The sequence below is a fragment of the Corynebacterium tuberculostearicum genome, assembly GCF_016894265.1.
GTDB lineage: Bacteria > Actinomycetota > Actinomycetes > Mycobacteriales > Mycobacteriaceae > Corynebacterium > Corynebacterium tuberculostearicum_D.
Map to the genome: position 1 here is coordinate 541,898 of NZ_CP069791.1, position 26,979 is coordinate 568,876.

22 protein-coding genes and 1 pseudogene are annotated in these 26,979 nt (G+C 59.0%); 5 read left to right on the forward strand and 18 right to left on the reverse strand.

Features of this window, described 5'->3' with window-relative positions; all coding sequences use genetic code 11:
- Positions 1 to 23: 23 nt before the first annotated feature.
- The 7 genes and pseudogenes from I6J28_RS02815 to I6J28_RS02845 all read right to left on the reverse strand — a co-directional run.
- Positions 24 to 572 (reverse strand): RNA polymerase sigma factor, encoded by a 549-nt coding sequence (locus I6J28_RS02815; RefSeq protein WP_204610656.1) that lies wholly within the window; start codon positions 570 to 572, stop codon positions 24 to 26.
- 82 nt (positions 573 to 654) lie between these two features.
- A complete protein-coding gene (pepN, locus tag I6J28_RS02820; protein WP_204610658.1) occupies positions 655 to 3,180 on the reverse strand; it encodes an aminopeptidase N in 2,526 nt (841 codons plus the stop codon).
- A 131-nt stretch (positions 3,181 to 3,311) separates the two neighbouring features.
- Positions 3,312 to 4,655 carry an IS256 family transposase gene (locus I6J28_RS02825; protein ID WP_204610660.1) on the reverse strand — a complete coding sequence of 448 codons (1,344 nt, stop codon included), beginning with the start codon at positions 4,653 to 4,655 and terminating at the stop codon, positions 3,312 to 3,314.
- Positions 4,656 to 5,463: 808 nt separating this feature from the next.
- Positions 5,464 to 6,174 (reverse strand): IS6 family transposase, encoded by a 711-nt coding sequence (locus I6J28_RS02830; protein WP_049361038.1) that lies wholly within the window; start codon positions 6,172 to 6,174, stop codon positions 5,464 to 5,466.
- Positions 6,175 to 6,410: 236 nt separating this feature from the next.
- Positions 6,411 to 9,839, reverse strand: coding sequence for a murein biosynthesis integral membrane protein MurJ (murJ, locus tag I6J28_RS02835; RefSeq protein WP_204610662.1), 3,429 nt, complete (start codon positions 9,837 to 9,839; stop codon positions 6,411 to 6,413).
- Positions 9,840 to 9,857: 18 nt separating this feature from the next.
- Positions 9,858 to 12,053 carry a DUF6049 family protein gene (locus I6J28_RS02840; protein WP_204610664.1) on the reverse strand — a complete coding sequence of 732 codons (2,196 nt, stop codon included), beginning with the start codon at positions 12,051 to 12,053 and terminating at the stop codon, positions 9,858 to 9,860.
- A pseudogene (locus tag I6J28_RS02845) lies at positions 12,053 to 12,556 on the reverse strand (NUDIX hydrolase); the annotation flags it as partial. The gene I6J28_RS02840 and the pseudogene I6J28_RS02845, both read right to left, overlap by 1 nt.
- A gap of 178 nt (positions 12,557 to 12,734) precedes the next feature.
- On the opposite strand from I6J28_RS02845, the gene I6J28_RS02850 reads away from it, so the two are divergent.
- From I6J28_RS02850 to I6J28_RS02865, 4 genes are read left to right on the forward strand one after another with little or no spacing between them, the layout of a single operon-like run.
- Positions 12,735 to 14,171 (forward strand): CCA tRNA nucleotidyltransferase, encoded by a 1,437-nt coding sequence (locus tag I6J28_RS02850; protein WP_204610666.1) that lies wholly within the window; start codon positions 12,735 to 12,737, stop codon positions 14,169 to 14,171.
- Positions 14,171 to 14,767: a YqgE/AlgH family protein gene (locus I6J28_RS02855; protein ID WP_005325866.1), complete on the forward strand. Its 597-nt coding sequence runs from the start codon at positions 14,171 to 14,173 to the stop codon at positions 14,765 to 14,767. The genes I6J28_RS02850 and I6J28_RS02855 overlap by 1 nt, the downstream gene beginning before the upstream one ends.
- A 39-nt stretch (positions 14,768 to 14,806) precedes the next feature.
- Positions 14,807 to 15,535, forward strand: coding sequence for an AzlC family ABC transporter permease (locus I6J28_RS02860; protein ID WP_204610668.1), 729 nt, complete (start codon positions 14,807 to 14,809; stop codon positions 15,533 to 15,535).
- On the forward strand, positions 15,535 to 15,867 hold the full coding sequence (locus I6J28_RS02865) for a branched-chain amino acid transporter permease (RefSeq protein WP_204610670.1): 333 nt from the start codon (positions 15,535 to 15,537) through the stop codon (positions 15,865 to 15,867). Before I6J28_RS02860 ends, I6J28_RS02865 begins: the two co-directional genes overlap by 1 nt.
- Before the next feature lie 12 nt (positions 15,868 to 15,879).
- On the opposite strand, the gene I6J28_RS02870 is transcribed toward I6J28_RS02865, so the two are convergent.
- The 5 genes from I6J28_RS02870 to I6J28_RS02890 form a co-directional block, all read right to left on the reverse strand.
- Entirely contained in the window at positions 15,880 to 16,188 is a 309-nt protein-coding gene (locus I6J28_RS02870; RefSeq protein ID WP_204610672.1) for a hypothetical protein, read from the reverse strand.
- 15 nt (positions 16,189 to 16,203) lie between these two features.
- The gene (locus tag I6J28_RS02875) at positions 16,204 to 17,169 is read right to left on the reverse strand and encodes a bile acid:sodium symporter family protein (protein ID WP_204610674.1); all 966 of its coding nucleotides are present in this window, start codon (positions 17,167 to 17,169) and stop codon (positions 16,204 to 16,206) included.
- A gap of 101 nt (positions 17,170 to 17,270) precedes the next feature.
- Complete coding sequence (locus I6J28_RS02880) at positions 17,271 to 17,636, reverse strand: Rieske (2Fe-2S) protein (RefSeq protein WP_204610676.1); 366 nt, start codon at positions 17,634 to 17,636, stop codon at positions 17,271 to 17,273.
- Positions 17,637 to 17,703: 67 nt separating this feature from the next.
- A complete protein-coding gene (locus tag I6J28_RS02885) occupies positions 17,704 to 17,943 on the reverse strand; it encodes a hypothetical protein (protein WP_204610678.1) in 240 nt (79 codons plus the stop codon).
- A 340-nt stretch (positions 17,944 to 18,283) separates the two neighbouring features.
- Positions 18,284 to 18,754, reverse strand: a complete 471-nt coding sequence (locus I6J28_RS02890; RefSeq protein WP_204610679.1) for an SdpI family protein — start codon at positions 18,752 to 18,754, stop codon at positions 18,284 to 18,286.
- 191 nt (positions 18,755 to 18,945) lie between these two features.
- Between I6J28_RS02890 and I6J28_RS02895 the strand changes: the two genes are divergently transcribed.
- Positions 18,946 to 20,157: a dicarboxylate/amino acid:cation symporter gene (locus I6J28_RS02895; protein ID WP_204610680.1), complete on the forward strand. Its 1,212-nt coding sequence runs from the start codon at positions 18,946 to 18,948 to the stop codon at positions 20,155 to 20,157.
- Between the two features lie 65 nt (positions 20,158 to 20,222).
- Here I6J28_RS02895 and trpA read toward each other — a convergent pair whose 3' ends face one another.
- Genes trpA through I6J28_RS02925 form a run of 6 tightly spaced genes read right to left on the reverse strand, consistent with a single transcriptional unit; the run spans position 20,223 to position 26,912 of the window.
- Positions 20,223 to 21,089, reverse strand: coding sequence for a tryptophan synthase subunit alpha (gene trpA / locus I6J28_RS02900; protein WP_204610681.1), 867 nt, complete (start codon positions 21,087 to 21,089; stop codon positions 20,223 to 20,225).
- Complete coding sequence (gene trpB / locus I6J28_RS02905; RefSeq protein ID WP_204610682.1) at positions 21,089 to 22,294, reverse strand: tryptophan synthase subunit beta; 1,206 nt, start codon at positions 22,292 to 22,294, stop codon at positions 21,089 to 21,091. Before trpB ends, trpA begins: the two co-directional genes overlap by 1 nt.
- A 13-nt stretch (positions 22,295 to 22,307) precedes the next feature.
- The gene (gene trpCF / locus I6J28_RS02910; protein ID WP_204610683.1) at positions 22,308 to 23,714 is read right to left on the reverse strand and encodes a bifunctional indole-3-glycerol-phosphate synthase TrpC/phosphoribosylanthranilate isomerase TrpF; all 1,407 of its coding nucleotides are present in this window, start codon (positions 23,712 to 23,714) and stop codon (positions 22,308 to 22,310) included.
- Complete coding sequence (gene trpD, locus I6J28_RS02915; RefSeq protein ID WP_204610684.1) at positions 23,714 to 24,748, reverse strand: anthranilate phosphoribosyltransferase; 1,035 nt, start codon at positions 24,746 to 24,748, stop codon at positions 23,714 to 23,716. Before trpD ends, trpCF begins: the two co-directional genes overlap by 1 nt.
- Before the next feature lie 2 nt (positions 24,749 to 24,750).
- The gene (locus tag I6J28_RS02920; protein WP_204610685.1) at positions 24,751 to 25,398 is read right to left on the reverse strand and encodes an anthranilate synthase component II; all 648 of its coding nucleotides are present in this window, start codon (positions 25,396 to 25,398) and stop codon (positions 24,751 to 24,753) included.
- Positions 25,395 to 26,912, reverse strand: coding sequence for an anthranilate synthase component 1 (locus I6J28_RS02925; protein ID WP_204610686.1), 1,518 nt, complete (start codon positions 26,910 to 26,912; stop codon positions 25,395 to 25,397). Before I6J28_RS02925 ends, I6J28_RS02920 begins: the two co-directional genes overlap by 4 nt.
- Between the last annotated feature and the right edge of the window lie 67 nt (positions 26,913 to 26,979).

Genomic DNA, 26,979 nt, shown 5'->3' on the forward strand with positions numbered 1-26,979 from the left:
GACAAACGTCGGTATTAGCAAACTCACCCCATGGCGGCGCGTAGGACTTCCCTCGCTCGGGCGCGGCGGGATTTGATGGTGCCGGGCTTTACCCCTTGGGCGGTGGCAACTTCGCCGACGCGGAACCCGGCGACGTCGGTAAGCACCAGTGCTTCGCGCTGATCCTCCCGCAGCAGCTGCATTGCTTCTCGCACCACTAGCTGCTCCGCTAGGTTTTCGGAAGGGTTATGCGCGAGCAGCGGGTTGCGATCGTAGTCAAAGTCCTCCGCATCTAATGAAGCATTTTCCCTGTTAGAACGGTGGTTCAAGTAGTCATAGCCAGAGTTTTTCACCAGCCGGTGCAGCCAGGTCGATAGCGCAGACTCGCGGCGATAGGAGTGCAGGTTGCAGCTGGCGCGCAGGAAGGCTTCCTGGACCACATCTTGGGCATCATGATCGTTTCTGGTGTAGCGCCGCGCTACCGTCGTCAGCCGCGTGCGGTGGCGTTCCACGATGGTGGAAAAGGCCTTATTGTCCCCCTCAATAAAAGCATCAACTAGTTCTTCGTCACTGCGGTCATGACTGAGCGTCATATGTAGATTCCCCCCGGATCAACAACTGTTATACACAGTGTGACCCGAGGGGAATTAGGGCGCGAGCGCTAGGCTGTACAGTTTATTGACCAGCCCGCACGCGGAGGGTGCGCCGCAGGTTATCGCGGCATTCCAGCAGGATGCGGCGCAGCGCTCCTGGCAGCTCCCGGTGCAGCAGGCGCGTGGTGGCGGCATCGGCCATCGGCAGCTCTGGGTAGAAGCCGCGGATGAGGCGGTTAGCAATCTCAATCGGGTGCGCGGCCCAGATGTCTTCCACGCGGGAGAAGAACTCCTCCGCGAAGGCCTCCTGCAGGCTAGCTGAGCGCGGGGCATTGAAACCGGTGACCAGTGCGTCGACTTCGGCATTGGAATATGCGCCGGGCGTGAGTGCCTTATCGAACGCGGAGCGCTTGGTCTCCGGCGTGGGGAAGGCGTGGCTGGCGCCGAGGAATTCGGTAGCGCCGGTCAGCGTATTATCGCGCTGCTTTTCCTCTTCGAGCTCGGCCGGGGTTACGGCATTGCGGGCGGCGAGGGCGCGTAAGATCGACCAGCGGATTTCGGGGTCCAAGCGAAGGCCGACAATGTCACCGGAGAGCAGGGCCTTAAGGCGTGCGGTGCCTGATTCCTCCGGCGTTGCGGCGAGTGCGCGGATGGCGGCGCGAGCGAGCACAAGCTGGGCGTCCGAGGCTGGTTCGGCCTCGTTCAGATGGCCCCAGATTGCCTCGGCATAGTCGGTGCGGACCTGCTCGCGGTCGGCGTCTGCAACATAATGCGCACTGTCAAAGTTGGCATTGGCGCAGGCAGCAGCCAGCAGCGTGGTATTGGGTTCGCGGGCTTCGTGCTTGACGACGACCCCCACATAGTCAATCGCCGACATTTCCCCATCGCGGGTGAGGTTCCACAGGGCGGTCCAGATTACCGCGCGGGTCAATTCATCTTCGATGTCGGTCAGGCGCTCACTCGCTGTGTCTAGGGAGGTCTCGTCGAAGCGGATCTTGGCGTAGGTATGGTCGGCGTCGTTAAGCAACAGCAATGCAGGGGCCGGGAGGCCTGCCGCTTCATCGATGATGGTGCGGGTGGTGCCATCACCGGCGGGAAGATCGATGTCGATCTCGCGGTACTTGTGCAGGGACGCATCAAAGAGCGAAGCGGTCAGGCGGTGCGGTCGGGTGACGTCCTCGGCGTCTGCACTGATGGCCAGCTCCGCAATTTTCTCGCCTTCGGTGTGCAACTCCGGGGTGAGGGTATCCGGGCCCCACGTGCGCAGCCAGGCCTGCGACCAGGCATCAAGATCGCGGTCCGTGTGCTTCTTGAGCGCCTGCAGGAGGTCATCAAAGGTGGCGGCGGCGAAGGCGTGCTCCTGGAAGTAGTCGCGCGCACCGGCGTAGAAATTATCGCGGCCGACGTAATGCACCAGCTGCTTGAGAACCGCCGCTCCTTTGGCATAGGTGATGCCATCGAAGTTTTGGCGCGCGGCATCCACGTCCGGGATCTCCGCCTTGATGGGGTGCGTGGTGGGCAGCTGATCCTGCAGGTAGGCCCAGTTCTTGCGGGCGCCGGCAAAGTTTGCCCAGGCCTCGGTGTAGTCGGTGCCGTGGACGGAAGAATCCGCGCCCATAAATTCCGCGAAGGACTCTTTGAGCCACAGGTCATCCCACCACTGCGGAGTGACCAGATCACCGAACCACATATGGGACATCTCGTGCAGGATGGTGTTTGCACGGCCGGCGTGCTGCGCGCGGGTAGCGCGGGAGCGGAAGATGTAGTTCTCCGTAAACGTCACCAGGCCGGGATTTTCCATCGCGCCGAGGTTGTATTCGGGTACAAAGATGGAATCGTACTTGCCCCACGGATAGGGATAGCCAAAGTTCTGATGGAAAAAGTCCATGCCTTGGGCGGTAAGTTCTAGGATTTCCTCGTCCAGGTGCTCAAACATGGACGCGCGCGCAAAGGCGCGCAGCTGTGCCGAGTGGCTGCCATCCGGGGCGGTCCAGGTGCGCTCTTGGTACTGGTAAGGGCCTGCCGCAAAAGAAGTCAGGTACGTCGACAGCGGCGGGGTCGGCGCGAAGGTAACGGTGGCGAGCCCCCCCTCCTCGTGACGTTCGACTTCCGGTTGGTTGGAAAGGATCTGCCACTTTTTCGGTGCGGTCATGCGCACGTGGAAGACGGCCTTGAGATCCGGCTGCTCTAGGCAGGGGAAGATGCGGCGGGCATCAGAAGGCTCGAGGTGTGAATACAGGTAGGTCGCGTCATCGGCCTGATCGTGCATCCGATGCAGACCCTGGCCGGTGCGCGAATAGCGCGAGTGGCCGGTGACTTCGATGGCGAGCTCCTCCCCTACCGGCAGGCCGTGCAGCCGGATGATGCTGCCATCAAAGTCCACCTCCTGCGGGGTGCCATTGACCTTGACCTCCGCGACGGATTCGCCTAGGTAATCCAGGAAAAGCTCGGGCTCACTGCTGTTGAGTTCGAGGCGGGTAGTCACGCGGTAGGTGGGGCTATCGAGTACCTCCGAGAGGTCAAGGTGGAGGTGATAAGCGCGCAGGTCCACCGTCGCTGCGCGTTCTTGGAGCAACTCGTGCTGCGTCTTAGTTTGTGGTGCGGTCATGTCTACGAACTATAGTTACCGCCGTCACGTAAGGTGCGGGGTTGGGGTTCTAAGTTCCGCTGCCTTTTAGCAGCAAATTACCCAGCGGGTATTGGAGGAGCGTGTCAAGTTGTTTGTGTGTGGGGCTAGGTTTATAGGTATTTGTCGAAGCGGTCGGGGTAGGCCACGGCCATTTGGTTAATGGCTTGTTTCCAGCCGGAAACTCTGGCTCCTTCCATGAGTCTGCCGGCTGTCGCTGAGACTCGTTTGCCCTGCTTCGCCCTCTTGGCAGCGCGTTTGTCTTCAATGTTGCAGATCATCAGCCACAGCGTCTTCAGCGCTGATTCATCGTTGGTGAACTGCACCCTGTTACGGGTAGCTTTACGCAGTTCATTGTTGAATGATTCAATGGAGTTCGTCGTATAGATAACCTTTCTGGCTGCTGGTGGGAACTGCAAAAACGGTACGAAACGCTGCCATGCACCTCGCCAGACCTTGACTGAGCGTGGATACTTTTCTCCCAATTCAGAGGCTTCAAATTCGTCTAAGGCCGCCTTAGCTGTGGACTCGTCCGTGGCGGTGTAAATCTTTTTCAACGCGGCCGATACACCCCGGCGATCCCCATAGGCTACCCACCGGTTCGCTGCGCGAATCAGGTGCACGATACAGGTTTGCACCATAGAGTTCGGCCAGGTTGCCTCAACTGCTTCTGGTAGGCCTTTCAGCCCGTCACAGCAGACGATAAAGACGTCCTTGACACCACGGTTAGAAAGATTGGCGCATACTTGCGCCCAAAATGAAGCGCCTTCTTCTTTGGCGATCCACAATCCTAAAATGTGCTTGATACCGTCGAGATCCACGCCGATTGCCATGTACGCGGACTTGTTGACTACTCGGCCACCGTCGCGGACTTTAATGCGCAGCGCGTCCAGGAAAATGACCGGGTAGAACTCGTCTAGCTGGCGGTTTTGCCAGACCATGACTTCATCCAAGACGGCGTCAGTAACCGCAGAAATCGTCTCATGGGAAACGTCAACACGCATCGCCGTTGCCATATGATGCTGGATATCCCTGATTGTCATCCCACCGGCGTACAAGCTGACAATCATGTCATCGACATCAGTTAAACGTCTCGAGCCTTTAGGGACCATAGTTGGGATAAACGTCCCAGTCCTGTCTCTGGGGATATCCACGGTGACCGGCCCGTAGTTAGAATCCACGGTCTTTGTGTACGACCCGTTGCGGTGATTGTCTGTCCCAGCTGCAGCTTTGCCGCTCCTATCACCAGACTCGTAGCCGAGGTGGGCATCCATCTCGGCATTCAAACCCCTAGTAATCGAGGCTTGCAGCATGCCGCGAACCAGGTCATTGGCATCCGTTGTGGACGTGCCTAGGTCGTCAATCAGTTTCGCGATTTCAGGGTTAGCAAGCAGCTTCTTTTCAATCGCATCAATCTTGGCCTTATCGGCCGGATCTCGTCGTGCCACAGTAGTCATTCTGGTCCATCTCCTCATGCAGGTTGGGAACCCACACACAAACCATCAGACACTCTCTATTGGAGCCTCACTCTGAACCTGTTGGATTAGTTTTTGCCGTCTCACACTCTTCAAGTGGCGCAAGATGTCAGTGACCATCAGCAAGCGTCACACCACACTGAGGGATGCAACCTATGGAAACCGTCAGACGATAACACCACACTCACCACTTTCTGTAAACATAAGGCCTAGACCCCACTAGACGCGTGTAAAACAATGCTAGGAACGGCCCTATTTACAGGAAACATTCTGCTCCAAAGCGGCGTAACAATAGGGTGTAATCAACTTTTACAAGTGTTATCTGTCTCGGAGAGGATAAGAATCAGAGCACGATCCTCTACGTCCGGTTCCTACCCCAGATCATTCCCACCGAAAGCCGCCGCCAACCGGCCTGACCTCGCTCACTCGCCGGGCCACGGCATCACCATGGGGCTTGACCTTCGAGCCGGGAGCCCGGGTGCTTGCCAAGGTCCAGCGAAGCTCTCCTGCTGCCGTGAACTATGTCGCGGTGGACATCGCGTCCTACGAGACGGCCGATGAAATCAGGGAATTCCTGGCCGGAAATGGGGCGTCATCCCTGGCCTTTGCCTCTGATACCGATACGCGGCTCATCACCGCCTACCGGATAAACCAGGTAAGCACCGCTGTAATCCTGGACGCCGCGGGCACGGAGGTCTTCCGTGCCGTGGAGGGTGCTGTTGCAAAGTTGGGCGGAGAGCCGAGACGACCCAGTTTCTCATTTCCTGATGGCCGCTGCGTGCCGGCGTTCTCAGGCCGTCTCGAAGACCCGGTTGACGATCACCGCGTCCGGATTGGGGTGCCCATAAGCAAACATCGTGCCCTGACCTTTCCGTAATGAATGCATCGCTTCCATCCCTTTCAACGTCCGGTAGGCGGAAATTCGGTTTTTGAACGCCCCCTTCGGTCCCAGGATTCTTTTAAGTCGGCCATGATCTCCCTCGAGAACGTTGTTCAGGTATTTCACCTGCCGGTGCTCCACCGTCTGAGGGCAGATTCCCTCCGCCTTCAGCTCGGATATTGCCTTGGCCAGAGCTGGTGCCTTGTCGGTGTTGATGACCCGCGGGGACCCGGCTGTCGTATTCGATCGCAGCGTCTTGGCCAGGAAACGCTTGGCCGCAGCCACATTCCGTTTTGGTGAGAGGTAGAAGTCTAAGGTCTGCCCACCGGCGGTAATAGCCCGGTAGAGATAGCACCACGTGCCGCCGACCCGGATATAGGTCTCATCCACCCGCCAGGACCGGGCCTGCCAGTCGGGTACCTGCCGGTACCAGCGAGTGTGCTTATCCAGCTCAGGGGCGTATTTCTGCACCCAGCGGTAGATCGTGGTGTGATCGACTGGCGCACCCCGCTCGGTCATCATTTCCTCCAAATCGCGGTAGCTCACCCCGTAGCGGCAGTACCACCGCACCGCCCACAGGATGATGTCACGGGGGAAATGACGACCGGAGAAGATGCCCATGGCTCTGATTATTTCACGCCGGTCTTTCTACTGCCCCAACTTTGCAACAGCACCATGAATACTCCTAAGGCTGTTGTGTGCGTTACGCCCCACAGTGTAAGTACCACTTCTAAATAGTCAACACGTGAAGTAAATGATTTTTGAACGTGCAGTTCAAAGAGGTGTGAATGCGGAAAATCTTAAGAAAGAAGGCCGAATCGAGGGGCGTGTCCTCGATTCGGCCGTGTGGGCTGTGCCTAGGGCTGCCCGACGAGACCAATGTCTGCGATGGTTGCCTTATTGGACTTGGGCAGCTCGGTGATCATGAGGAGGAGGCCGTCGAATTGCTCGGTCGTTTCCTCCAGCTCGATATCTTCCTTGCCGCTTTCGAACTTGCCCCTGGCCAGTTGGTGCAGGGAGCCAGCTTGTGGGTTCTCCGGATTGAAGCTGTCCTGATTTACGCCATAGACGGCGTACTTCGCCCCAGTGGAGTTGGACTGCACCACCGGCAGGACCGCAAGGTGCGTTGGCGTATCCAAGGTGACGAGGACGCCGGTGTCCTCCTTTTCGGTGGACCAAGTGGTGGCCGTTTTGCCGTCGATAAGCGCTGCATAGTCCTTGTTATCAGGGACGGTAACCGCAGAGGAAGGCTGGAGACGCACCGGCGGGGTATCCGGAATATCCGTGCTGCCGTGGATGGTCTCGCTGACCGGGTTGGATGCCTCCACATTGCTGAGCAAGGACATGATCCAGGTGGTGAGCGCGGCCATTGCTACGACGAAGATCGTGGCGAAGATGCCGATGATGATGACGCCGGAACCGGAATAACCGCGGCCGCCAAAGCCGGGTTCTTGCGCCGGGTCATCCTCTTGATCCGGTTCTACCTGTGCCTTCACCGGCAGGGCTTCAGGTGCTTCTTCTGGCTCTTCCGGAGCGAAGTCGCGCAGGCGCTGGGCGATGCCGGCCAAGGTGAGCGCCTGTGCCTCTTGTAGCTCCTCCATCTTTTCCTCGCGGCTGTCTTCGTCGGCACTATCGAGCGCGTAGTGCGCATCTTCGACGCGCTGGGCGGCCTCGTCCGCGGGAAGGTTGGCGTCCTCAGAAATATCGCGCAGCTTCTTCGGCGAAGGCTCCGTGGACTCTACGAGCAGTTCCAGGGCGGAGCTTAGAGCCTCGCGGTCGGTAGCGGCGGAGGTGCCATCCAGCACGGCGGGGAAGGCAACCTTGACCACGCCATCGGTAGAAACGCGGAAACGATCGCGGTGCTCCACGCCGAGGATGAGGCCGGCATCGTGGGCAGCGGCGGCGTCAGCAAATAGCGGTGCAGTAGCACGAGCCACGGAATGGGGATCGAGGTTATCGGCCTCAGCCACCTGCTTAAGGGAGGTGCCCTCAAACCAATCCGCCACTACCAGGCAGCCAGTGCGATAAGACAGAACTTGGATATTATCCGCCACGGTATCGAGCTCCAGCTCGGCAAGGCGGCGGGTATTGCGCGAAATCTCTGCGGAGCGACGGGCTGCAACTCCCGGCGTCGCCGGCGCAATTGGCGCCAGGCTATTGGTATCGACGAACGTCAAGGCGACCAGTCGGCCGGTGGACTGTTCGCGTGCCTGCCAGAACTGCGCACCAGTGACCGCACCGTGATCTTGGAGCAGGCGGAAGCGACCATCCGATACCGGGGCACCCGGCACGAGGCGTGGTCCGCGGACGATTCCGGCGGACATCGGCGGCGGCACCAGGGTGGCATTGAAGGCGTCCTGGGTAAATACCGGCCGGATTTCCGGCACGTCGGGCTCCTCCAGCTCGATGGCCTTCGAGGAATCGACCTTGATGAAGCGGGACATGCCCGGGATGCGCTGCAGGGCGCGGGCCAAGTTCTGCACCTCCGGCAAGGAGGATTTGGACAGCACCAGGCCGGTGGCGATGAGGAAGATGACGCCGAGCACCGCGACCTTGATCAGCGAGACGATGGACGGCAGATTCTCCGGGAGGAGGAAATTCACGCCCCAGTACAGCACCCAGGAGACGACCAAGCCCACTAGGCCGGCACCGGAAGCCCACAGCACGGTCTGCGTGACGGCCTTGCCGCCGAGGCTGCCGAGCTTGCGCTTGAGCAGGAAGCCGCCAATGACCGCGCCGGAGACGAAGCCAAAGCCATTGGCCGTACCGAGCAGAATCACCACGCGGTCCGGGTTGGATGTCATCAATGGTGCCAAGAGCGTGAGGACGATCTTGGTCAGCGTGATGCCGGCGATGATGAAGGTAGGCGTCCAGGCTTCCTCGCGGGCATAGAACACGCGCAGGTGCAGCAGCACCAAGGCATACGGGATAAGCGTGAAAGCGGAGAAGCTGATGGTCAGGCCGAGCTGCTCGGCGCTCTCGGCGCCGTAGGCACCGTATTGGAAGAGGGCGCGGGCGATAGGAACGCCGAAGCCGGTCATGAAGATGACGATGGGGATAAGCGCGATGAAAGTCAGCTTGGAGCCCAGGGTGAGATCGCGGACCACGGCATCTACATCGCCGTCGGCGGCGTTGCGGGACAGGCGAGGCATAATTGCCGTCAGGAGCGTCACGCCGATAACGCCATAAGGCACCTGCAGCATGAGCCAGGCATTCTGATAGACCAGCGGTGCGCCGGCATCCGCATAGGCGGCCACGCGGGAGGTGACCACGTAGCCCAGCTGGGAGATGGCCACATAAGTAATAATGGCCAAAGCCATGCCGCCGAATTGCTTGATGCGCGCATCCAGGCCCCATTTGGGGCGCAGATTAATGCCGGCCTTCTTGAGATACGGCAATAGGATGAGGCACTGCACCATCACCGCTGTGGTGGTGCCCAAGCCCAAGAGCATGACGTGGGGATCGGCCACCGGCGTGGGCTCATGCGGGTCTAGTTGGCCGGGCAGGAAGCGATAAGCCAGCAGCACGCCAATGGAGATGAAGTTATTGATCACCGGTGCCCAGGCGCCCGGACCAAAGACATTCTTGGTATTGAGGACGGCCTGGAAAAGGGCGAAGAGGCCGTAGAAAAGAATCTGCGGCAGCAGCAAGAAGGCCAAGGAAGTTGCCTGCACGGCATTGGCCTTGGAATCTTCCGGCAGCATCATCCTGGTTAAGAAGGGTGCGAGGACCACGGAGGCGATGGTGACTATGCCCAGGATGGAAAAGGCCAGGGTAAATAGCCGCCGGACAAAGGTCTCGCCGCGGTCCGTGTCTTCCTTTTCGGCGCGCACGAGGACGGGCACAACCAGAGAGGTCAGCACTGCACCCAAAACGATCTCGGTGACGAGGTTGGGGATCTGGTTGGCGCTACTAAACGCAGTTCCCACCGTGGCGCCGAGCGTGGCGCCGATGAGCATCTGGCGCAAGAAGCCAGTGATGCGGGATAGTAGCGTCGCGATGGCCATCGTGCCCGTTGCGCGAATGACATCCTGATTGGATGATTCATTGTCCGCGTTGCGTCCAGTGAGCGCGGACTTATCCTCCTCAGGAGGAACGGTGGTGTCCTTCACCGCTGGGGTGGGGCGCTTTTCTGGTACCGGAGCGGGAGGAGAGGCCTGGACGATGCGGCCGCGGGCACCCGCTGGGGCGGGGTGCTCTGCCGGCACGGCGGCATCCTTCGGGTCAACTACACCCGCAGGTGACTTCTCCACGTGTTCGGCCTCGCGGCCAGTCTTATCAGTCATAGAGGATACAACTTCAACTTACTTTTTAAGCCTTTGTGATTCTTTGCGCCGATGGCGGCCTAGCCGGAAGAGCGTGGCTAAGACCAGCGCAAGGGCGCCGGCTAGGCCGACGCCATACACGATTACGATACCGGCACGCGTTTGCACAGCGATATTGATGGGCTCAGAGATGGTTTGCTTTTCTGGGGTAGCAAGCCACAAGCCAATGTCCGTGCGATCGACGTCCTTAGGCATATCGGCGGTCATGGATACAGTAATAGAGCCCTTGGCCGGAATACGGACGCTCTTGGGCGTGTTGAGGCGCGCGCCATCGGGGGCATCGTATTGCAGCTTGGCCTCCACCGGTAGTGGCAGGCCATTTTCTGCCACGATGAGCAGCGGCGATGACTCGGATACGCGGGTATAGACATTGCCCGGTGGGATAAGAGCCACAGAAGAACGCAGGTCCCGCAGCGTATCGGAATGCACATCCATCGTGTGAGTGAACCGGCGCCGTGCCTCTGCATTGCTTCCCAAGCTATCGCGGTTGGTCAGCGAGAGGGCGGCGAGCAGATCCCGGCGCAAAGGCAGGACGAATTCATAGCGAGTGAGCGCGATATCTGGATCATCGACCATGATATTCATCAGCTCATCGGTATAGCGGGCCTGCTGCTCCACGCGGACGATATCGGATTCGGCGAAGGCGGCGGGATCGCTAAAGGGGCTGCCGGGCAGTGAACCAGGCTCTGCGGTCTCCTGCTTTAGGCTGCCGACGGTGCGCGGATGGGACTTACCGGAAGCGATGAGTGCCTCGGCAGAGTCGAGTGCGTACTCGGCCGCGCTGGGATCCAAGTAATTGGGCAAGCGCGCCACGGTGTCATCGCTGGCGGCCAAGCTCAATGCGGCGCCGCCGGTGATGGCACGAGAAAGATCGGAATCGAGCGAGTAATCGTAGCGCAGCTCCGGGTTGGAATAGCCCACCGTCTGTGGCTTGGAGCCGGTTTGGGCGAGGAGGGCGCCCAGGGAGGCGTCGAAAGTCACGGCGCGGCCGGGCCACGAAGTATTATCCGCCACCAACGCGGGCAGGGGCAGCTGCTGATCCACATAGCCGGAGCCGACCGCGAGCACGGTGGTGGCCGGCTTGGCACCGAGGATTCGCTCGATGGTGTGATTGCCGCGTTGTAGCCCCTCGTAGGTAAGGAAGGGATTATTCGCTTTGGCCACGGAGGAAGCATTGGCGTTCGCCCACGGCATAGACATAAAGCAATCGAGCTCGCGCAGGCGCTTGAGCCAGCGGGCAGCATCCTCTTTGCCAGTGCCGGGTTCGAGGTGCACATCGTCCTCGTTGGTGAACCACGAATCGCGCAGGCGCTTAGGGCGTTCGGCTTGAGGTGGGCGGGCCGAACCTACCTTATAGCCCTCCGCCATGCGGTTGACCGTATCCAAGAGGGCGGGATCGATGGCTACGCAGCCTGCCCCGCGCAGATCGTGGCTGGCATACGTGCTGACCAATCGATCGAGCCGGCCACCCTCCGCCAGCTCACCGGCCAGCTCATCAGAGGAGAGGATAAGGTCCTCTCCCCCAGCGCCGCCTGGTACCGAGTCAATATCGGCGCTGATGGGATAGATCACGGTGAGATCGTGGGGTGTGGGATCCGAGGGGGCATCGCCAAGCGCCTGCTCCTTCCTCTTTATCTGGCCAACAAGGCGTTCCTCCGCAAAGCTGACCGCCTCGCCGCCTACGGTGCCGGTGAGGGTAAACAGCAGCGGATAGGAGCCAGGCTCTTCGATGGCCAGGGTCTGCTCGCCGTGCAGGGAGGTAGGAACCTGGAAGGTGACCTCCCGGGATTCGCCCGGCTGCAGGGGCGCGGTGGTAGTGCTGGGACCGTAATACGGGAATTCGCCGGTGGCCAACTGCGTGCGGGCCTGCGCGGTATCCTCCACGGCATCGCCGCGGCGGCTCGTGAGCTGGAGATCCTCCATGGTTTCATCGGTAGGATTGTGCAGCCGGAAGGTCAGTTTGAGGTCTTTGCCCACGGTAAAGGGCTCGGCCGCAAGGAGATCAAGGTTGGCCCGCTCCGGCCCGCGCGCACCCAACCATGCCTGGATATCCTGCTGCTTTTCGGCGGCCGCGTCCATCTGCGCGGCGGCTTCTGGTAGCGGCATGCACAAGCCCCACCCCGCTACCGCCATGCAGCCGCCCACGGCGGCCCAAGACTTCAGGCGCTGGCGCATTACCGTGGCGTCACTTTCCCCGCCGCGGCTTCCTTTCGTGCGAGATCGGGAAGGAGATCATGCGCGATGCGCGCTAGCTTGCGCTCATCGGCGTAGGCCAAGTGCTCGATGAGTTCGGAGACGGGGATCCACGAGACCTCAGTGACCTCAGGATCCTCATCGTTCATAATGCCGTCTACAAAACGCAGCAGGTGGTGGTGCACGGTCTTATGGATGCGCACCCCATCAGAGACGAACCAGTAATCAATCATGCCGAGGTCCGCAAAAACCTCACCAGAAATGCCGGTTTCTTCCCATACCTCGCGTTCAGCGGTGACCTCCTTGGCCTCGCCATTTTCCACGTGGCCCTTGGGCATGGACCACAGCAGGCGCCCGCGGCGGTCGAGGCGGCCGATGAGCGCCACATAGAGCCGGGAAAGGTCGACGTTGCCATTGGCATCGACGCACTCCGCCAAGCCGGAGACAACGAGGCCACCCGCGGAGGTTTCATCGCGGGTTTCCATGGCCGTGGATTGGCCATTGCCACCGCGGTAGGGCTTGCGCTGCTGGGTGGTGCGGCGCGCGCGATTATCCGGCCGGCGGCGCCGCCTGCGCCGGGACCGGTTGCGGTTGCGGCCGCCTCCCTTGGAGGGGCCCTGTTCTTGGTTAGTCATCCCTGCCAATCGTAGTAGACTCTCACCCGTGAATTTTCAGGACACTCAGCTAATCGGCGTTCTTGCCCGCGCGGAATCCACCGTCTCCTCCCTCAGCAACCTGCTGGGCGGACTGGTGGAGAAATTTGCCGCGCGCGGCTACTCGCTCTACCTCGTGGGCGGCTCTGTGCGCGATGCGCTTTTGGGCCGCTTGGGAAATGACCTGGACTTTACTACTCCGGCTCGCCCCGAGGTGGTCAAGGAGATTCTCGATGAGTGGGCCGAAACCGTGTGGGATACCGGCATAGACTTCGGTACCGTCTCCGCGGCCTACAAGGGCCAGCAGATTGAGATCACCACCTTCCGCTCCGATTCTTATGACGGCCAGTCCCGCAATCCTGAGGTGGTTTACGGTGACACCTTGGAAGGCGATCTTGTCCGGCGCGACTTCAAGGCCAATGCGATGGCCATTGAGCTGCTTGCCGACGCCTCCTTTAAGTTCCACGATCCCCTCCATGGCCTCCAAGACATAGCTGACCGGGTGCTCGATACCCCGGATAAGCCGGAGATCTCCTTCCACGATGACCCGCTGCGCATGCTACGTGCGGCCCGTTTTGCCTCCCAGCTGGAGTTTCGCGTGGCCGATCGCGTGGTAGATGCCATGCGGGATATGGCCGGCGAGATCCAGCGCATCACCGTGGAGCGCGTGCAGGTGGAGCTAGATAAGCTCATCTGCGGCACGGCCCCGTGGGATGGCATTGATCTACTGGTATCTACGGGAATCGCGGACTATATCTTCCCGGAGATCCCCGCGCTACGCATGACCGCGGACGAACACGCGCAGCACAAAGACGTCTATGCGCACTCGCTCAAGGTGCTGAGCCAGGCCATGGATCAAGAGGAGGATGGTCCTGATCTTGTCCTGCGCTGGGCGGCGCTGCTCCACGATATTGGCAAGCCGGATACCTTTGATAACACCGATGGCAAGGTCTCCTTCCACCACCACGAGGTGGTGGGCGCCAAACTCGCCCGTAAGCGCCTGCGCAAGTTGAAGTATCCCAAGGCCACTACGGAGTCCATCGGCCAGTTGGTGTACCTACACATGCGCTTCCACGGGTTTGGGGAAAATCAATGGACTGATTCCGCCGTGCGCCGCTATGTCACCGACGCCGGCGATCTTCTCCCTCGCCTGCACAAGCTGGTGCGCGCCGATTGCACCACCCGCAATGCCAAGAAGGCCCGCCGCCTCCAGCGCACCTACGATCAGCTCGAGGAGCGTATCGAAGAGATCGGCCGCAAGGAGGACCTGGCCCGCGTGCGTCCAGACCTCGACGGCAACGAGATCATGGAGATCTTAGGCCTCCAGCCCGGCCCTGAGGTGGGCCAGGCGTGGTCCTATCTCAAGGAGCTGCGCCTCGAGCATGGTCCCCTCGAGCGCGAGGAAGCGATTGCGAAGTTGCGCGAGTGGTGGGATTCTAAACAGTGATGTTTGCCGATAGATTATTCAACGCCCTCGAGCGCAATGACCCCGCCCCCGGCCAGCTGCTCATCGCCGCTCCGGGTATGCTTTCGCCGGAATTCGCCCGTTCCGTCATTCTCGTCATTGAGCACAATGACATGATGACCTTCGGCGTGGATCTGACCAAGCGCTCCGAGGTGGCGATTTTCAATGTGCTGCCGGAATGGCTTCCCGTTGTGGCCAAGCCGCAGGCGCTGTACATCGGCGGCCCGCTCAATCAGCAATCCGTCGTAGGACTCGCGCAGACCAACCAGGGCGTCGATCCGGACAAGCACGACCGACTCACCCGCCTCGCCCCGCGCCTCGCGCATGTGGATCTGCGCGCGGAGCCGGAAGAGATAGAGCCCTTGGTCTCGGGTATGCGCATGTTTGCCGGCTACGCCGAGTGGGGCCCGGGCCAGCTAGAAGAGGAAATCGAGGCCGGCGAATGGTTCGTCTCCCCTGCCCTGGCCCAAGACGTTATTACGCCGGGTCCGGCCGACCTCTGGTCCGATGTGATGAAGCGCCAGCCCATGCCATTGCCGCTGTACTCCACCTACCCCGTCAACGTGGAAGACAATTAATTCCTATCGCGCTGCAGGCAGTGGGCTAAACTAGCCCGCATGCGTGAGGATATTTCACAAGGTTTGCGGGATACCTGGGCCGCCGCCATCGGCCTCATTCCCCTCGGCCTAGCCTTCGGCCTGCTCATGGTCCAATCCGGCTTCAGTTTGTGGTGGACGCCTATTTTCTCCATCGTCATCTACGCCGGCTCGATGGAGTTCCTGGCCATTTCCATGGTCACCGGCGGCGCCACAGCCTTGGCTTCCCTGGTCACCGGGTTCATGGTGAACTTCCGGCATATTTTCTATGGTCTCACTTTTCCTCGCCACCGCCTTCACTCGCGCCTGGGCAGAGCTTATTCCACCTATGCGCTTACCGACGAAACCTATGCCATCGTCTCCTCCCTCCCCACCGATGACCGTCCCACAGGGACTCGGATCCTCACCATCCAAATTTTTTGTCAGGCTCTGTGGGTAGGCGGTGGCATTGTCGGTGCTCTCGCCGGCCAGGTGATTCCCTCTACCGTGCAGGGCATGGAATTCGCCCTAGTGGCGCTCTTCGTCGTGCTGGCGATGGATTCCTTCCGCAATAACCAGGACTTCTCTTTACCACTAAGCGCGGCGATGGTGGGGATCCTCGCGGCCGCCTTCGCCCCAGGTCAACTCCTCATGGTGGCCCTGAGCGCCTACTTCATCCTGCTGATTATCCGGTATCTATCCCCACGCGTCGATGCGGCTTTTACCTTGCGTAGACGAGGCGACGTTAAGAGATTCCGTGAGGAGTACTAATGCCCGCTGGAGTCACCCTTGCTTCCATCGCGGCCGTCCTAGTTCCCGTCGGCCTCGTTACCGTTGTACTACGCCAACTTCCTTTCTCCTTTGTGAAATGGATGAAGGATAGTCAGTTCTTTTCCGTGCTCGGCATGATGATGCCTGTGGGTGTGATGACCATCTTGGTCGTCTATACCGTCCACGGGCAGTCCAGCGCCCCCGGTGGCATCTGGGCGGCTCTCCTCGGAGTGGTGGTCACTTTCCTGCTGCATCTGTGGAAGCGGGACTCAGCGCTGTCCATTTTCGGAGGAACCGCCTTCTATATGCTCCTCGTCAACGTAGTCTTTTAGCCCTTGCAACTCTTATAGGCCGAACTTGGCGGTGGCTTCGGACCACAGGGCGTCGAACCGAGACTGGTCCACGTACTGCGCGCTAATGTCCGGAAAATCATCATAGGTATCCGGGTGCGGGACAACCTCTTGCGGCTGATCTACGTTTCCCGTGGAACTATTCGGTGTTGCTACCCCGACGATGGCATCCGAGGGATCCAGTGCAATCATGCGCACCATGCAGCAGCTGCTTGCATCGCGCTCTTCCATTTCCGCCATGTGGATCGCTGAGCCCACGTCAGGCACGTTCAGTTCGGTTCGTACGTATAGGTAATTCGTCATGGCATTTAAGTGTAGCTACGTGCTAGGACACTGCGCGTAACGGGCCGCTAGCCACGAGCACATCATTAGCTGAACCTGGTGATAAATCATCAACGGGAGGATTAGTAGGCCAAGGGATGCGCCGCCAGAAGCGAAGATTACCGACGCCATTGGCAGTCCCGTGGCTAAAGACTTTTTCGAGCCACAGAACTCGATTGCAATGGTGTCGGCGCGATTGAATCCCATCTTTTGGCTTACCGTTCTGGTGAGCCACAGCATGAAGGCGACGAAGGCAGCAGCGAACACAACTAGGAAAGCCAGATCCCACAGGGAAATAGAGGACCAAATTCCGTCCACCACACCCTTAGAAAAAGCGGAATATACCACCATCGCGATTGAGCCGCGGTCCACGACCTTAGTGGCCTTGCTTTGTGCAACCTTGCCTACCCAGCGCCGAGTAAGCTGACCTAGAACAAATGGCGCCAACAATAGAAGTGCAATTTCGCCGAATACTGGCGTATCGATGTGAACTCCTCCCCCAGTTCCCATGAGGAACATGACGAGCAATGGAGTGATGATTACTCCCACCAAGTTTGAGGCAGAAGCCGATACGATTGCGCCCGGCACGTTTCCTTTCGCGATTGAGGTGAAGGCAACCGAAGACTGCACCGTGGATGGAACCAGCGTGAGGAATAGGATTCCTAAGTACATGTCATTCGATATGACAGCGGTGAGCGACCGCAGTGCTATGCCTATTAGCGGGTAAACCACAAAGGTAAAAGCGAGAATTGTGAGGTGTAGCCGCCAGTGTTTTAGTCCGTTGAGGGCTTCTTGAGTGGAAAGCCTCGCGCCATACAAAAAGAAGAGTAGCGCGATGGCTGCGTTTGTTAATTGGCCGAATATGTCGGCAAAGTTCCCGCGGGCTGGTGCGATTATCGCAATGATGACCGCCAGGATAATGAGGACAATAAGCGGGTCGGGCTTCTTCAAACGCTGCAGCATGTTAAGAGTTTAAACCCGATTCGTCTTCACATGCTGCAGATACTCGGGCCAAGAAATCACAACCCGTGTAGTTTCACGTGAAACCACACGGGAAATGCATTCTAGGCCGTGGTGACGTTAGAGCCGTCTTGTTTAACTTCGTATTCCTCCAATGGATCGCGCCCCGGGCCGGAGATTACGCTTCCATCGCTGAGATTGTAGGAGGTGTTGTGTGCCGTGCAGGTTGCCGTCATGCCATCGATCTCGGTGATTGGATTGCCCTGGTGAGGGCACGTTTGGGAGTAGGCCTTAAACTCGCCTTCCTTGGGCTGGGTGAAGATCACGCCATCGACAATCTTAGCGGAGCCAATCGGAATCTCGGTCGCCGCTATTTCTGCGGAGGGAGAGGAGCCACAGGCCGCGGCGTAGGCGCCTGCAAATGTGGTGGCGGTTCCAAGCAAGAACATTCGACGAGAGCACTTAATCATGCCTCTACTCTAGCTTGTCGGTCTTGCGTATTGTGCCGTTCCCGTTTGCCCGGTTGAAATTATAGTTTCACGTGAAACTCTGAACTTGGTCAGCTAGGAGCCCCTCCCACGTCTCCGGAGAGCCATCGGAGGTAGCGATAAGTTCATAGGTGCCGGACTCAATTCCTAAATCATCAACGATGCTCTGTGCAGATTGCTGTTCGTGTGCTTTTGCTACGGACGTCGCTACCTTGTGGTCTTGCTCAGTGTAAGCGCCGATAACAAAAGTTGAAGCGGCGATGGCCGCCAGGGCGGTACTTTTCTTCATGGACTATATTCTGCCCTTTAGGGTACTGATTACGTCCTTAGCCGCCGGGGTTCCATGGCAGTTTTACGCAACCTCTACCCTCCCTCGCAGGAACCAGAATGGGACGACGGACCTACTGTAGGTGCGGTCAAGTATGGGTTAGGACAGAAGATATCCAGAGTTATAATATCGGCTGTTACTAAAATCGAGTAAGCAACTGCTCCGGAAATTAACGTCACTGTGACTAGGCTGAAGCGTGTGACGATAATTCAATACGAAAGGCATAGCTACAAAAATTCCCCTTCTGGATGAAATGTGATTCTTTTCCAGAAGGGGAAGATTACGCAGCAGCAGTGCTTGGTCACCTATCGGATTCGCGAGCGGCGTGACGGAGCGCGTCGACATCAACCTGAGGGGCGGGTGCTGCGGCAGCCTCTTCCCCACCGCAACCGTCGGAACCACAATTACAGGAGTCTCCGCAACCCTCCTCGTCTGCGTGTGCTTGTTCGTGGAGGAACGCGGCACGTGAGCCGAGGTTGGAACCGATGGAGAGGGCTAGTACAGCGGCCACAAAAGTAAGAACCGGGATGAGCCACATCCAGCCCTCAGCGCGGAGCGCGACGATGCCGCCGAAGATTAAGCAGACGCCACTCAGCATCCAGAATGGCCCGGCAATGCGATGGGCATTGTCCCATGCTTCGCGGGATTTGCGAATCTCCTGCAGGCGCAAGCCGATATAGCTATTTCCAGGTAGGCGCTTGGTTGAGGCCAAGGCTCCCACGATGATGAGGAGGACGGCGAGGATTAAAAAGATGATTCCCACAGCGATCATGTACTTAGTTTAACCTTGTAGCGCCAAGATAAAAATCGTCGCTGGGGTGAGTGTTCTGACTATGCCTCCAGTCGGGTAGTATGCCTTTAAGGTCGATTGATAGATATTGAAGCGGCCGTTGCCTCTGTACCGCGCTGTTTCACTCTGGAACTTTTACCAAGGGGCGAAACACCCGATTTGATTGTAAGTACATGAATTTCAAGAAACTCTCGGAATCTCTGTTGTTCCGCATCATCGTCGCCATCATCCTTGGCGTGGTGGTGAGCCAATTCGCGCCCGAATGGTTTGGCCGCGTATTCGCCACCTTCAATGGACTCTTTAGTAACTTCCTCAATTTCTTTATTCCGGTCCTCATCTTCGCGCTTATCGCCCCGTCGATTGCTGGTCTGGGACGAGGGGCCGGAAAATGGCTGGGCGTTACTGCAGGTATTGCCTACGGCTCAACGATTGTTGCGGGTCTTCTTGCCTACGTAGTTGCGCACTGGCTCTACCCCACCATGCTCAGTGGTCAGGATCTGATTACAAATGTCTCCGATATTGATGAGGGGGCACTCACTCCGTACTTCGAGGTGGAAATGGCTCCGCCTTTTGAGGTTATGACGGCTCTCTTGTTGTCATTCTGCATCGGCGTAGCGATGACTACAGTGAAGTCCGATACCTTGTATGCGGTTACAAAGGAATTGGAGAGCGTAGTAGTCAAGGTTATTTGGGGCTTTGTAGTTCCAATTCTGCCCTTCTATATCTTCGGCATGTTCTTGGGCTTGGGCATGAATGGCAATTTGGGCTCAGTGCTTTCGGCCTTCGCGAAGGTCCTGATCCTGGCGGTTGTTATGACTCTGGTCTATCTGGTGCTCCAGTACATTATCGCTGGTGCCATCACCGGTAAGAATCCTTTCAAAGCACTGCGCAATATGGTGCCGGCATATTTCACCGCACTGGGAACCTCCTCTTCTGCCGCCACCATCCCGGTGTCTATGGAGTCCACCTTGAAGAACGGCATTTCGAAGCCGGTGGCAAGCTTCGTTATCCCGTTGTGTGCGACCATTCACCTCTCTGGTTCCATGATTAAGCTGACGCTCTATGCCTTTGCGATTGTGTACATGGCGCACCTGGATATTAGTACGAGCACCGGCCTTGGTTTCATCTTCCTATTGGGAATCATGATGATTGCGGCACCAGGTGTGCCCGGCGGCGCGGTTATGGTCGCAGCTGGACTACTGGCGGACATGATGGGCTTTGACGATGGCATGGTGGCGCTGATGATTGCGGCCTACATCGCCATTGACTCGGTCGGCACGGCTGCCAACGTTACTGGCGACGGCGCCATTGCGATGATCGTGGACAAGTTCGCGGGCTCCAAGAAGGACCACACCGAAGAGGAATCTGCAGAAGCAACCGCGTAGAGGCTTTTTATAGGGAACCCTCCTCAGCTGCCGAGAGCTGAGGAGGGTTCTTCGCGTCTTCAGGACTACTTCTTAGTTGCCGCCTTCATGCGAGTTACATACTCGGCGAGTTCTTTGTGCAAGGCTTTCGCATCGGAAATGCGTCCTGGGGTTCCTTCCACTGGCCTGCCTTCCGCGTCCGTTTCACGTGAAACGTGGCGATCAATAATCTTGGTGATTGCGGAGCCTGTAATTGTCCCCGCTGCCCCAGCCGTCACGGCATCGCGCACGTGTTGCGGCTCGGAAATGCCGAATCCTAGCAGTACCGGAGGTCCGTCGAATCTTTGGATGTTGGCGACGACTTCTTCGAGACCAATAGTCTCGGATTCCTTCTCGGCACCGGTGACTCCGTCTCGTGATACTGCGTAGATATAGCCGCGTGAGCTTTGAGCGACGCCCTCGAGGGTGTGCGCGGTCGCGCGGGCCGGGGCAATAAAGATTGGATCCATACCGGCCTTTTCTGCTGCGGCGATGAAGGGAGCACCTTCGCGCACGGGGACGTCGGGAAGCAAAATGCTGTCCGCGCCCGCTTCCGCAAACTCGGCGTAGAAACGGTCGAAACCGCGAGTGAAAGCCACATTGCCGTAGATGAGCATGCCGATGGGGAGCTCGGGAAATTCCGCGCGGATTGCTCGCACCTGTTCTAAGGCGGAGTCTACGGTGGCGCCGCCGTCGAGCGCGCGAAGGTGGGAGGCCTGAATGGTGGGGCCGTCGGCCACTGGGTCAGAAAATGGAACTCCTAGCTCCAATGCATCGGCTCCGGCCGCGACGACGGTTCGCACGATGGCCAGCGTGTGCTCCGGCGTGGGATCGCCCAACATGAGGAATGGGACGAAAGCGCCCTCTCCCCTGTTGTGTAGTGAGCGGAATAGGTCTTCGTATCGGGTGCTCATTAGTTCTTCTCCTGGAGGTTAAATTCTGGGTGGTTCTCAAGGGTGTGGCGAACGTAGTCGATGTCCTTATCGCCGCGACCGGAAAGGGAGACCAAGATGGTGATGTCCTCGTCTTTACGCTTCAAGGCGTAGGCCAACGCGTGAGAGGATTCGAGGGCCGGAATGATGCCTTCCTTAGTGGAAAGAAGCTGGAATGCTTCGAGTGCTTCGGCGTCAGTAATGCCGACATATTGCGCGCGGCCACTGGCGTGTAAGTGCGCGTGCTGTGGTCCTACGCCTGGGTAGTCGAGTCCGGCGGAAATCGAATAGGATTCTTCCACTTGGCCGTCCGCGTTGCGCATGAGGTAGCTGCGCGCGCCGTGGAGGATGCCGACCGTACCGTTGTTGATGGTGGCACCGTGCTTGCCGGAGTCTAGGCCTTCGCCGCCAGGTTCGGCGCCGACGAGTTCTACTTCCTCTTCTTCAATAAATTCTGCGAACATACCGATTGCATTAGAACCGCCGCCGACGCAAGCCACGACTACATCCGGTAGCCCACCGGTGCGCTCAAGCATCTGGGTCTTAGCCTCTTCAGAGATGACCTTGTGGAACTCTCGGACGATGGTTGGGAATGGATGAGGTCCGGCCGCGGTACCGAGGAGATAGTGGGATTCATGGAAAGTGGCGGTCCAATCACGGAGGGCTTCATTCACCGCGTCCTTAAGAGTTCCGGATCCGGTGTCGACGGCGACGACCTTCGCGCCCATCAGCTCCATACGGAATACGTTTGGCTGCTGTCGGGCCACATCTTTCGCGCCCATATAGACCACGCACTCGAGATCCAGCAATGCGCAAGCAAGTGCAGTAGCGGTGCCGTGCTGGCCCGCTCCGGTCTCCGCAATAATGCGTGTCTTCCCCATCCGCTTAGCTAGCAGTGCCTGACCAAGGACCTGGTTCGTCTTGTGTGCTCCACCGTGTACAAGGTCTTCCCGCTTGAGGAAGATGCGCGCCTTGCCCCCGAGGTTCCTCGCCTCTGTAATTGGTGTGGGGCGGCCGAGGTAGTCACGCAGCAAGACGCTGAGCTCTTCGCGAAAGGCTGGGTCATTTTGTGCGTCGACAAAAGCCTTCTCAAGTTGGTCGAGCGCCGGGATGAGGGATTCGGGGACAAACTGTCCGCCGAATTCGCCAAAGTATGCCGGAAGGAGCGTTTCACGTGAAACTGTCATCGTTCTCTTCTTTCTATGGGTGTGTGTAGTTCCGGATGGTGCTAAAGGCTTGGGCGATCAATGAGGAGTCCTTGCGGCCGGGTGCATACTCCAAGCCTGAGTTGAGGTCGAGTCCTGCCGTGCCGATTGACAGTGCCTCTTCGAAGTTGTCTAGCCGGAGCCCTCCGGCGAGGAGGGATTTCTCCTTCACTTCATCGGGGATCGTCCGCCATTCAAAAGTGGTGCCCGTCCCTCCACTGCCGGAGTCGAGGACGAGGGCCTCTACCTCTGGGACAAGGTCCGGCGTCAAGGCAGCGAAGTCAGGGTTATTCATGTCGATGGCCCGCCAAAGGTTAAGGCCGTCAGCGACGCCCCGAACATCGTGAAGGAATTCCAGCTCTGCTTCCCTACTACCTTGGAATGGGGCGTGAAGCTGGAGAACTTTGAGGCCGGGGATCCTGGCTATGCTCCGTAGCGTCTCCAAATCCGTAGACCGCGTCACGGCTACGTACTCCAACTCTGGTTCCGCGGAGATGATGCTTTGTGCGGTTTCACGTGAAACACTGCGGGGCGAATCCGGCGCGAAGATGAGACCCCCGTAACGGGCTCCAGCAGCGCGCGCTGCTTGTGCGGAGGAGGCGGTGGTAAGGCCGCATAATTTATTGGCGCCATAGACGAGGTCGCGCGCCGCCCGATCGATGTCCTCCTGGGAGGTGAGCTGGGAGCCTACAAGGAAAGCATGTGCGTGGGTTCCTAACCGGCGGACGGTGGCATTATCGCGGATTCCAGATTCGGAAACGATCACCTTTCCGTCTGGAACATGGCGGGCTAGGCGTTCGGTGCGCCCTAGATCGATGCTGAGATCGTGGAGGTTGCGGTTGTTGATGCCGATGATATCCACGCCGAAATTCACCGCGCGATCCACTTCATCCTCTGTGATCGCTTCGGTCAAGACGTCTAGGCCGAGTTCGTCTGCCAGTGCCTTGAGCTCACCGTAGGTGTCATCGTCCACGATAGACATCATGAGCAAGATGGCATCGGCGCCGTAATAACGCGCGGCATAGACCTGGATGGGATCGACAATGAAGTCTTTACACAGCACCGGCACATGGGTGGATAGCGCGACGGTCTGCAAGTGGTCGTAGTCGCCGCCAAACCGATCGGGCTCGCATAACACTGAGATGGCGGAGGTGTAACGGGAGTAGATCCGGGCGATATCACCGGGCCGATAGTCTTCACGGATCATGCCGAGGGACGGCGAGGCGGACTTGCACTCCATGATGAAGCGGTTGGTGCCACGGAGGGCGTCGGCAAGCGAACGCTCCGAGCGTGGCACGCGAGCCAAGTCCACGTGGGACAGGCGCTCCCGGAGTGCGGGCAGGTGAGTGCGGCGCTGGGCGACGATCTCCTCGAGCACCGTAGGCAAAGTATTCTCCGACATTAGCTCTCCTCCCCTACGGCATAGTTGGTGTTCTCGTGGAGCGCGAGCCAATCTTCAACAGTGCCGCTGCTAATCAGTTCCTTTGCGTGAGTGACTCCCGCCGCGATAGTCTCCGTGGTCCCTTTGAGGTAAAACATGGCGCCAGCGGTGGCGGCAATGGCGTCACAATGGGCGGGTTCGCCACGGCCGGCAAAAACCGCACGGAGGGCTTGGGCATTGGCGGCGCCGTCGCCGCCGACTAGGTCCGCTAGTTCGTGGCGCTTGATGCCGAGGTCTTCTGGGGTGAGCTCGTAAGAGGCAATCTCTCCGTCGTTGAGCTCCCAGGCCTGCGTCGTGCCGTGGGTAGCAATCTCATCGGTGCCAGCACCGTGGACTACCAAGGCGCGCTTTCGGCCGAGTTCTCGGAAGACTTCCGCGATAACTTGGCCTTGGGCCGGGTTGGCGATGCCCATGATTTGCAGTGACGGGCGTCCTGGGGACAGGAGCGGCCCTAGCGTATTGAAGATGGTGGGGATACCTAGCGCCTTCCGCACCGGTTGTACGTGGGCGACTGCTGGGTTGTAGGCCGGGGCGAATAGGAACGTGAAGTTGGAAGCTTTAAATTGGCGTACTGCTCGGGCGGCGTCTAGGTCCAGTGGGATATTTAGGGCTTCGAGTACATCGGCGGATCCGGACTTGGAAGAGATCGAGCGGTTGCCATGCTTGATCATCTTCACTCCCCCTGCGGCGGCAACGAGGGAGGCGCCGGTAGTGATATTGATGGTATTCGCGCCATCGCCACCGGTTCCGGCCGAATCCATGAGTCCTTCTCCGGTGATGGGGAATGGATAGCCCACTTTCAAAAATGCTTTGGCCGCGCCGGCAATGTCTGCGAAGGTCTCGCCGCGGGTGCGGATATGGGTAAGTAGCGCCGCAATATGAATATCGTCGTAGTCGCCGACGGCCAAGGGGGTAAATACCTCCATGGCTTCTTCGATGGTGGGCTGAGGGTTATTCAGGAAGGCTTGCAAGGTACGCAGGGGGTGGTGATTCATTTTTAGTGCTCCGTATCCATAGTGGTGTGCGTATATAATTGATGAATGCAACGCTCGAGCATGAGGGGGCCGCGGGGCGTGAGGATAGACTCGGGGTGGAACTGGAAGCCGAGGGCGCTACCGTCATCCGTCTCGGCCGCCATGGCTACCTCTCCGATGTCCGTTGCCGTGTGCGCGAGACAACGCATTCCCCGCGGGAGGTCCGTACAGCCAAGGGAGTGATAGCGTGCCACTGGAACCTGCGTACCGAGGTGACCCGGTTGGTCCGGCTCGGTATCAGTGGCAAGGCCCTGAAAGACGGGGTGCATTACCCCGGCCTCGGTAAGAGTCATCGGGACGGATTTCCCGTGTACGGGCCCGCACGGTTCGACTGCGCCGCCGTGGTGCTCGAGTAGCGCTTGGAAGCCGAGGCACACGCCGAGGATCGGGATGGTGCCTAGGGCGGCGTCGATAAGCTCCATCATGCAGCCGGCGTCCCGTGGATGACCGGGGCCCGGGGAAAGCACAATAATGTCGGGCTGCGCGCGCATCACGTCTTGGACCGCAACGGTATTGCGAAACACGGTGGTATCGAACCCAGCGAGGGCATCGACGAGGTTGTAGACAAAAGAATCGTGGTTATCCAAAAGGACAATATGCGGCGAGGTCATCGCTGTACCTCCAATTCGGCTCCGTGTGCCATAGCGATGGCATGGAGGACGGCGTAGGCCTTATGCACCGTTTCATCGGCCTCGGCTTGCGGCACGGAATCCTTGACCACGCCGGCGCCGGCTTGTACCACTGCGGTGCCGTCCTGGACGTAGGCCGAGCGGATGACGATGCAGTTATCCATGGCTCCATCGCCGCGCAGGTATCCCACCGCCCCGCCATAGGAGCCGCGGCGCTTTCCCTCCGTGCGGCGCACCAGTTCGGTGGCGCGCAGTTTGGGTGCTCCCGTAAGCGTTCCCATATTCATGCACGCACGGTAGGCATCGAGCGCATCGAAGTCTGGGTGGAGCGTCGCCGTGACGCGGGAGACCAAGTGCATCACTCGCGAGTAGCGGTCAACGTGCAGGAGTTCTGCTACCTGCCGGCTACGGGGCACGGCCACGCGAACGAGGTCATTGCGTGCAAGATCAACCAGCATCGTGTGTTCCACAATCTCCTTCTGGTCTGTACGCATGTCCAGCTCGTTGCGGATATCTAGTTCATGGTTGATGCTGCCATCCGGGTTGAGCCCGCGCGGCCGGGTTCCGGCAATGGGATAGAGCTGGACCTGCCTATCTTTTGGCGTGAATTTGAGGTTTGATTCCGGCGAGGCGCCGAAGAGCTCATAGGCGGCACCGCGGAGGTAGAACATATAAGGCGAGGGGTTGGTCTCGCGCAGTGCTCGGTAGGCAGCCAGGGCGTTGGGGCATTCCACGGTGAAGGCGCGCGCGGGCACTACTTGGTAGATATCACCGGCGTGAATATTGCCTTTAAGCTTGTCGACGCCCGCCCGAAACCCTGCATCATCCACATCGGCCACCGCCCGGATCCTTTCCCTTTGCGGCGCCGCGGGACGAGCGGCGGCCGGCAGTGAGGCAAGAGAATCCAACTCTTCCCGCAGACGCTTGTCGTCGATGTCCCAGCCTTCTAGGTGCGCAGTCCCTTGCAGGTGGTCCACTGCGAGGACGGTTTGGGCTACCAAGAATTCATAGTCCGGGTAGGTGTTGGCCCCGGGCTCAACCTCGGGCAGTTCCTCGAAAGTAGCGAGGTAGTCATAAGCGAATCCACCCCCAAGGAACGGCAATAAAGGAGAGGAATAATTGGCTTCTAATTGCAGGAACCGCAAAATATCGGCGGTAGATTCGGCAAGAAGCCGCTCCCGCTCGTCGGGGTGTGTGGACAGCGAGAACTCGAAAGCCGCGGTGGTAGTTTCACGTGAAACTAAGCGATGGTGGAACCGCTCCTCCAGGGAACGAAGGAGCGACTCCCCTGCCTCCGTGAGGGCGCGTACCTCTACCGTCTGGCCGTGGCACGTTACTTTCAGGGCCGCCTTGAGCACGGCGAGGCAGTTGAGATTCTTCTTGGTCTCAATGTCTGCGCTCTCGAGCAATAGGGAGTCGTGCGGTTGTGCGAGGCCGTCAAAAATCGCGGCCGCGTCGCTGTCGTAGGGTATATCGCGAGTGGCGGTGTATGGCATTGCAGTGCCCTTTCGCTGGGTGAGGGAAACGGGAAACGGATAGGAAGCTTCCGCGAGCAGAGGCACT

Coding starts and splice junctions, on each gene's coding strand:
- I6J28_RS02925 (WP_204610686.1), bottom strand. CDS start 26,912: ATGCCATACACCGCCACTCGCGATATACCCTACGACAGCGACGCGGCC.
- I6J28_RS02830 (WP_049361038.1), bottom strand. CDS start 6,174: ATGGGCATCTTCTCCGGTCGTCATTTCCCCCGTGACATCATCCTGTGG.
- I6J28_RS02860 (WP_204610668.1), top strand. CDS start 14,807: ATGCGTGAGGATATTTCACAAGGTTTGCGGGATACCTGGGCCGCCGCC.
- trpA (WP_204610681.1), bottom strand. CDS start 21,089: ATGAGCACCCGATACGAAGACCTATTCCGCTCACTACACAACAGGGGA.
- I6J28_RS02815 (WP_204610656.1), bottom strand. CDS start 572: ATGACGCTCAGTCATGACCGCAGTGACGAAGAACTAGTTGATGCTTTT.
- I6J28_RS02825 (WP_204610660.1), bottom strand. CDS start 4,655: ATGACTACTGTGGCACGACGAGATCCGGCCGATAAGGCCAAGATTGAT.
- murJ (WP_204610662.1), bottom strand. CDS start 9,839: ATGACTGATAAGACTGGCCGCGAGGCCGAACACGTGGAGAAGTCACCT.
- trpB (WP_204610682.1), bottom strand. CDS start 22,294: ATGACAGTTTCACGTGAAACGCTCCTTCCGGCATACTTTGGCGAATTC.
- I6J28_RS02855 (WP_005325866.1), top strand. CDS start 14,171: ATGTTTGCCGATAGATTATTCAACGCCCTCGAGCGCAATGACCCCGCC.
- I6J28_RS02920 (WP_204610685.1), bottom strand. CDS start 25,398: ATGACCTCGCCGCATATTGTCCTTTTGGATAACCACGATTCTTTTGTC.
- pepN (WP_204610658.1), bottom strand. CDS start 3,180: ATGACCGCACCACAAACTAAGACGCAGCACGAGTTGCTCCAAGAACGC.
- I6J28_RS02840 (WP_204610664.1), bottom strand. CDS start 12,053: ATGCGCCAGCGCCTGAAGTCTTGGGCCGCCGTGGGCGGCTGCATGGCG.
- I6J28_RS02890 (WP_204610679.1), bottom strand. CDS start 18,754: ATGATCGCTGTGGGAATCATCTTTTTAATCCTCGCCGTCCTCCTCATC.
- trpCF (WP_204610683.1), bottom strand. CDS start 23,714: ATGTCGGAGAATACTTTGCCTACGGTGCTCGAGGAGATCGTCGCCCAG.
- I6J28_RS02880 (WP_204610676.1), bottom strand. CDS start 17,636: ATGATTAAGTGCTCTCGTCGAATGTTCTTGCTTGGAACCGCCACCACA.
- I6J28_RS02885 (WP_204610678.1), bottom strand. CDS start 17,943: ATGAAGAAAAGTACCGCCCTGGCGGCCATCGCCGCTTCAACTTTTGTT.
- I6J28_RS02875 (WP_204610674.1), bottom strand. CDS start 17,169: ATGCTGCAGCGTTTGAAGAAGCCCGACCCGCTTATTGTCCTCATTATC.
- I6J28_RS02865 (WP_204610670.1), top strand. CDS start 15,535: ATGCCCGCTGGAGTCACCCTTGCTTCCATCGCGGCCGTCCTAGTTCCC.
- I6J28_RS02870 (WP_204610672.1), bottom strand. CDS start 16,188: ATGACGAATTACCTATACGTACGAACCGAACTGAACGTGCCTGACGTG.
- I6J28_RS02895 (WP_204610680.1), top strand. CDS start 18,946: ATGAATTTCAAGAAACTCTCGGAATCTCTGTTGTTCCGCATCATCGTC.
- trpD (WP_204610684.1), bottom strand. CDS start 24,748: ATGAATCACCACCCCCTGCGTACCTTGCAAGCCTTCCTGAATAACCCT.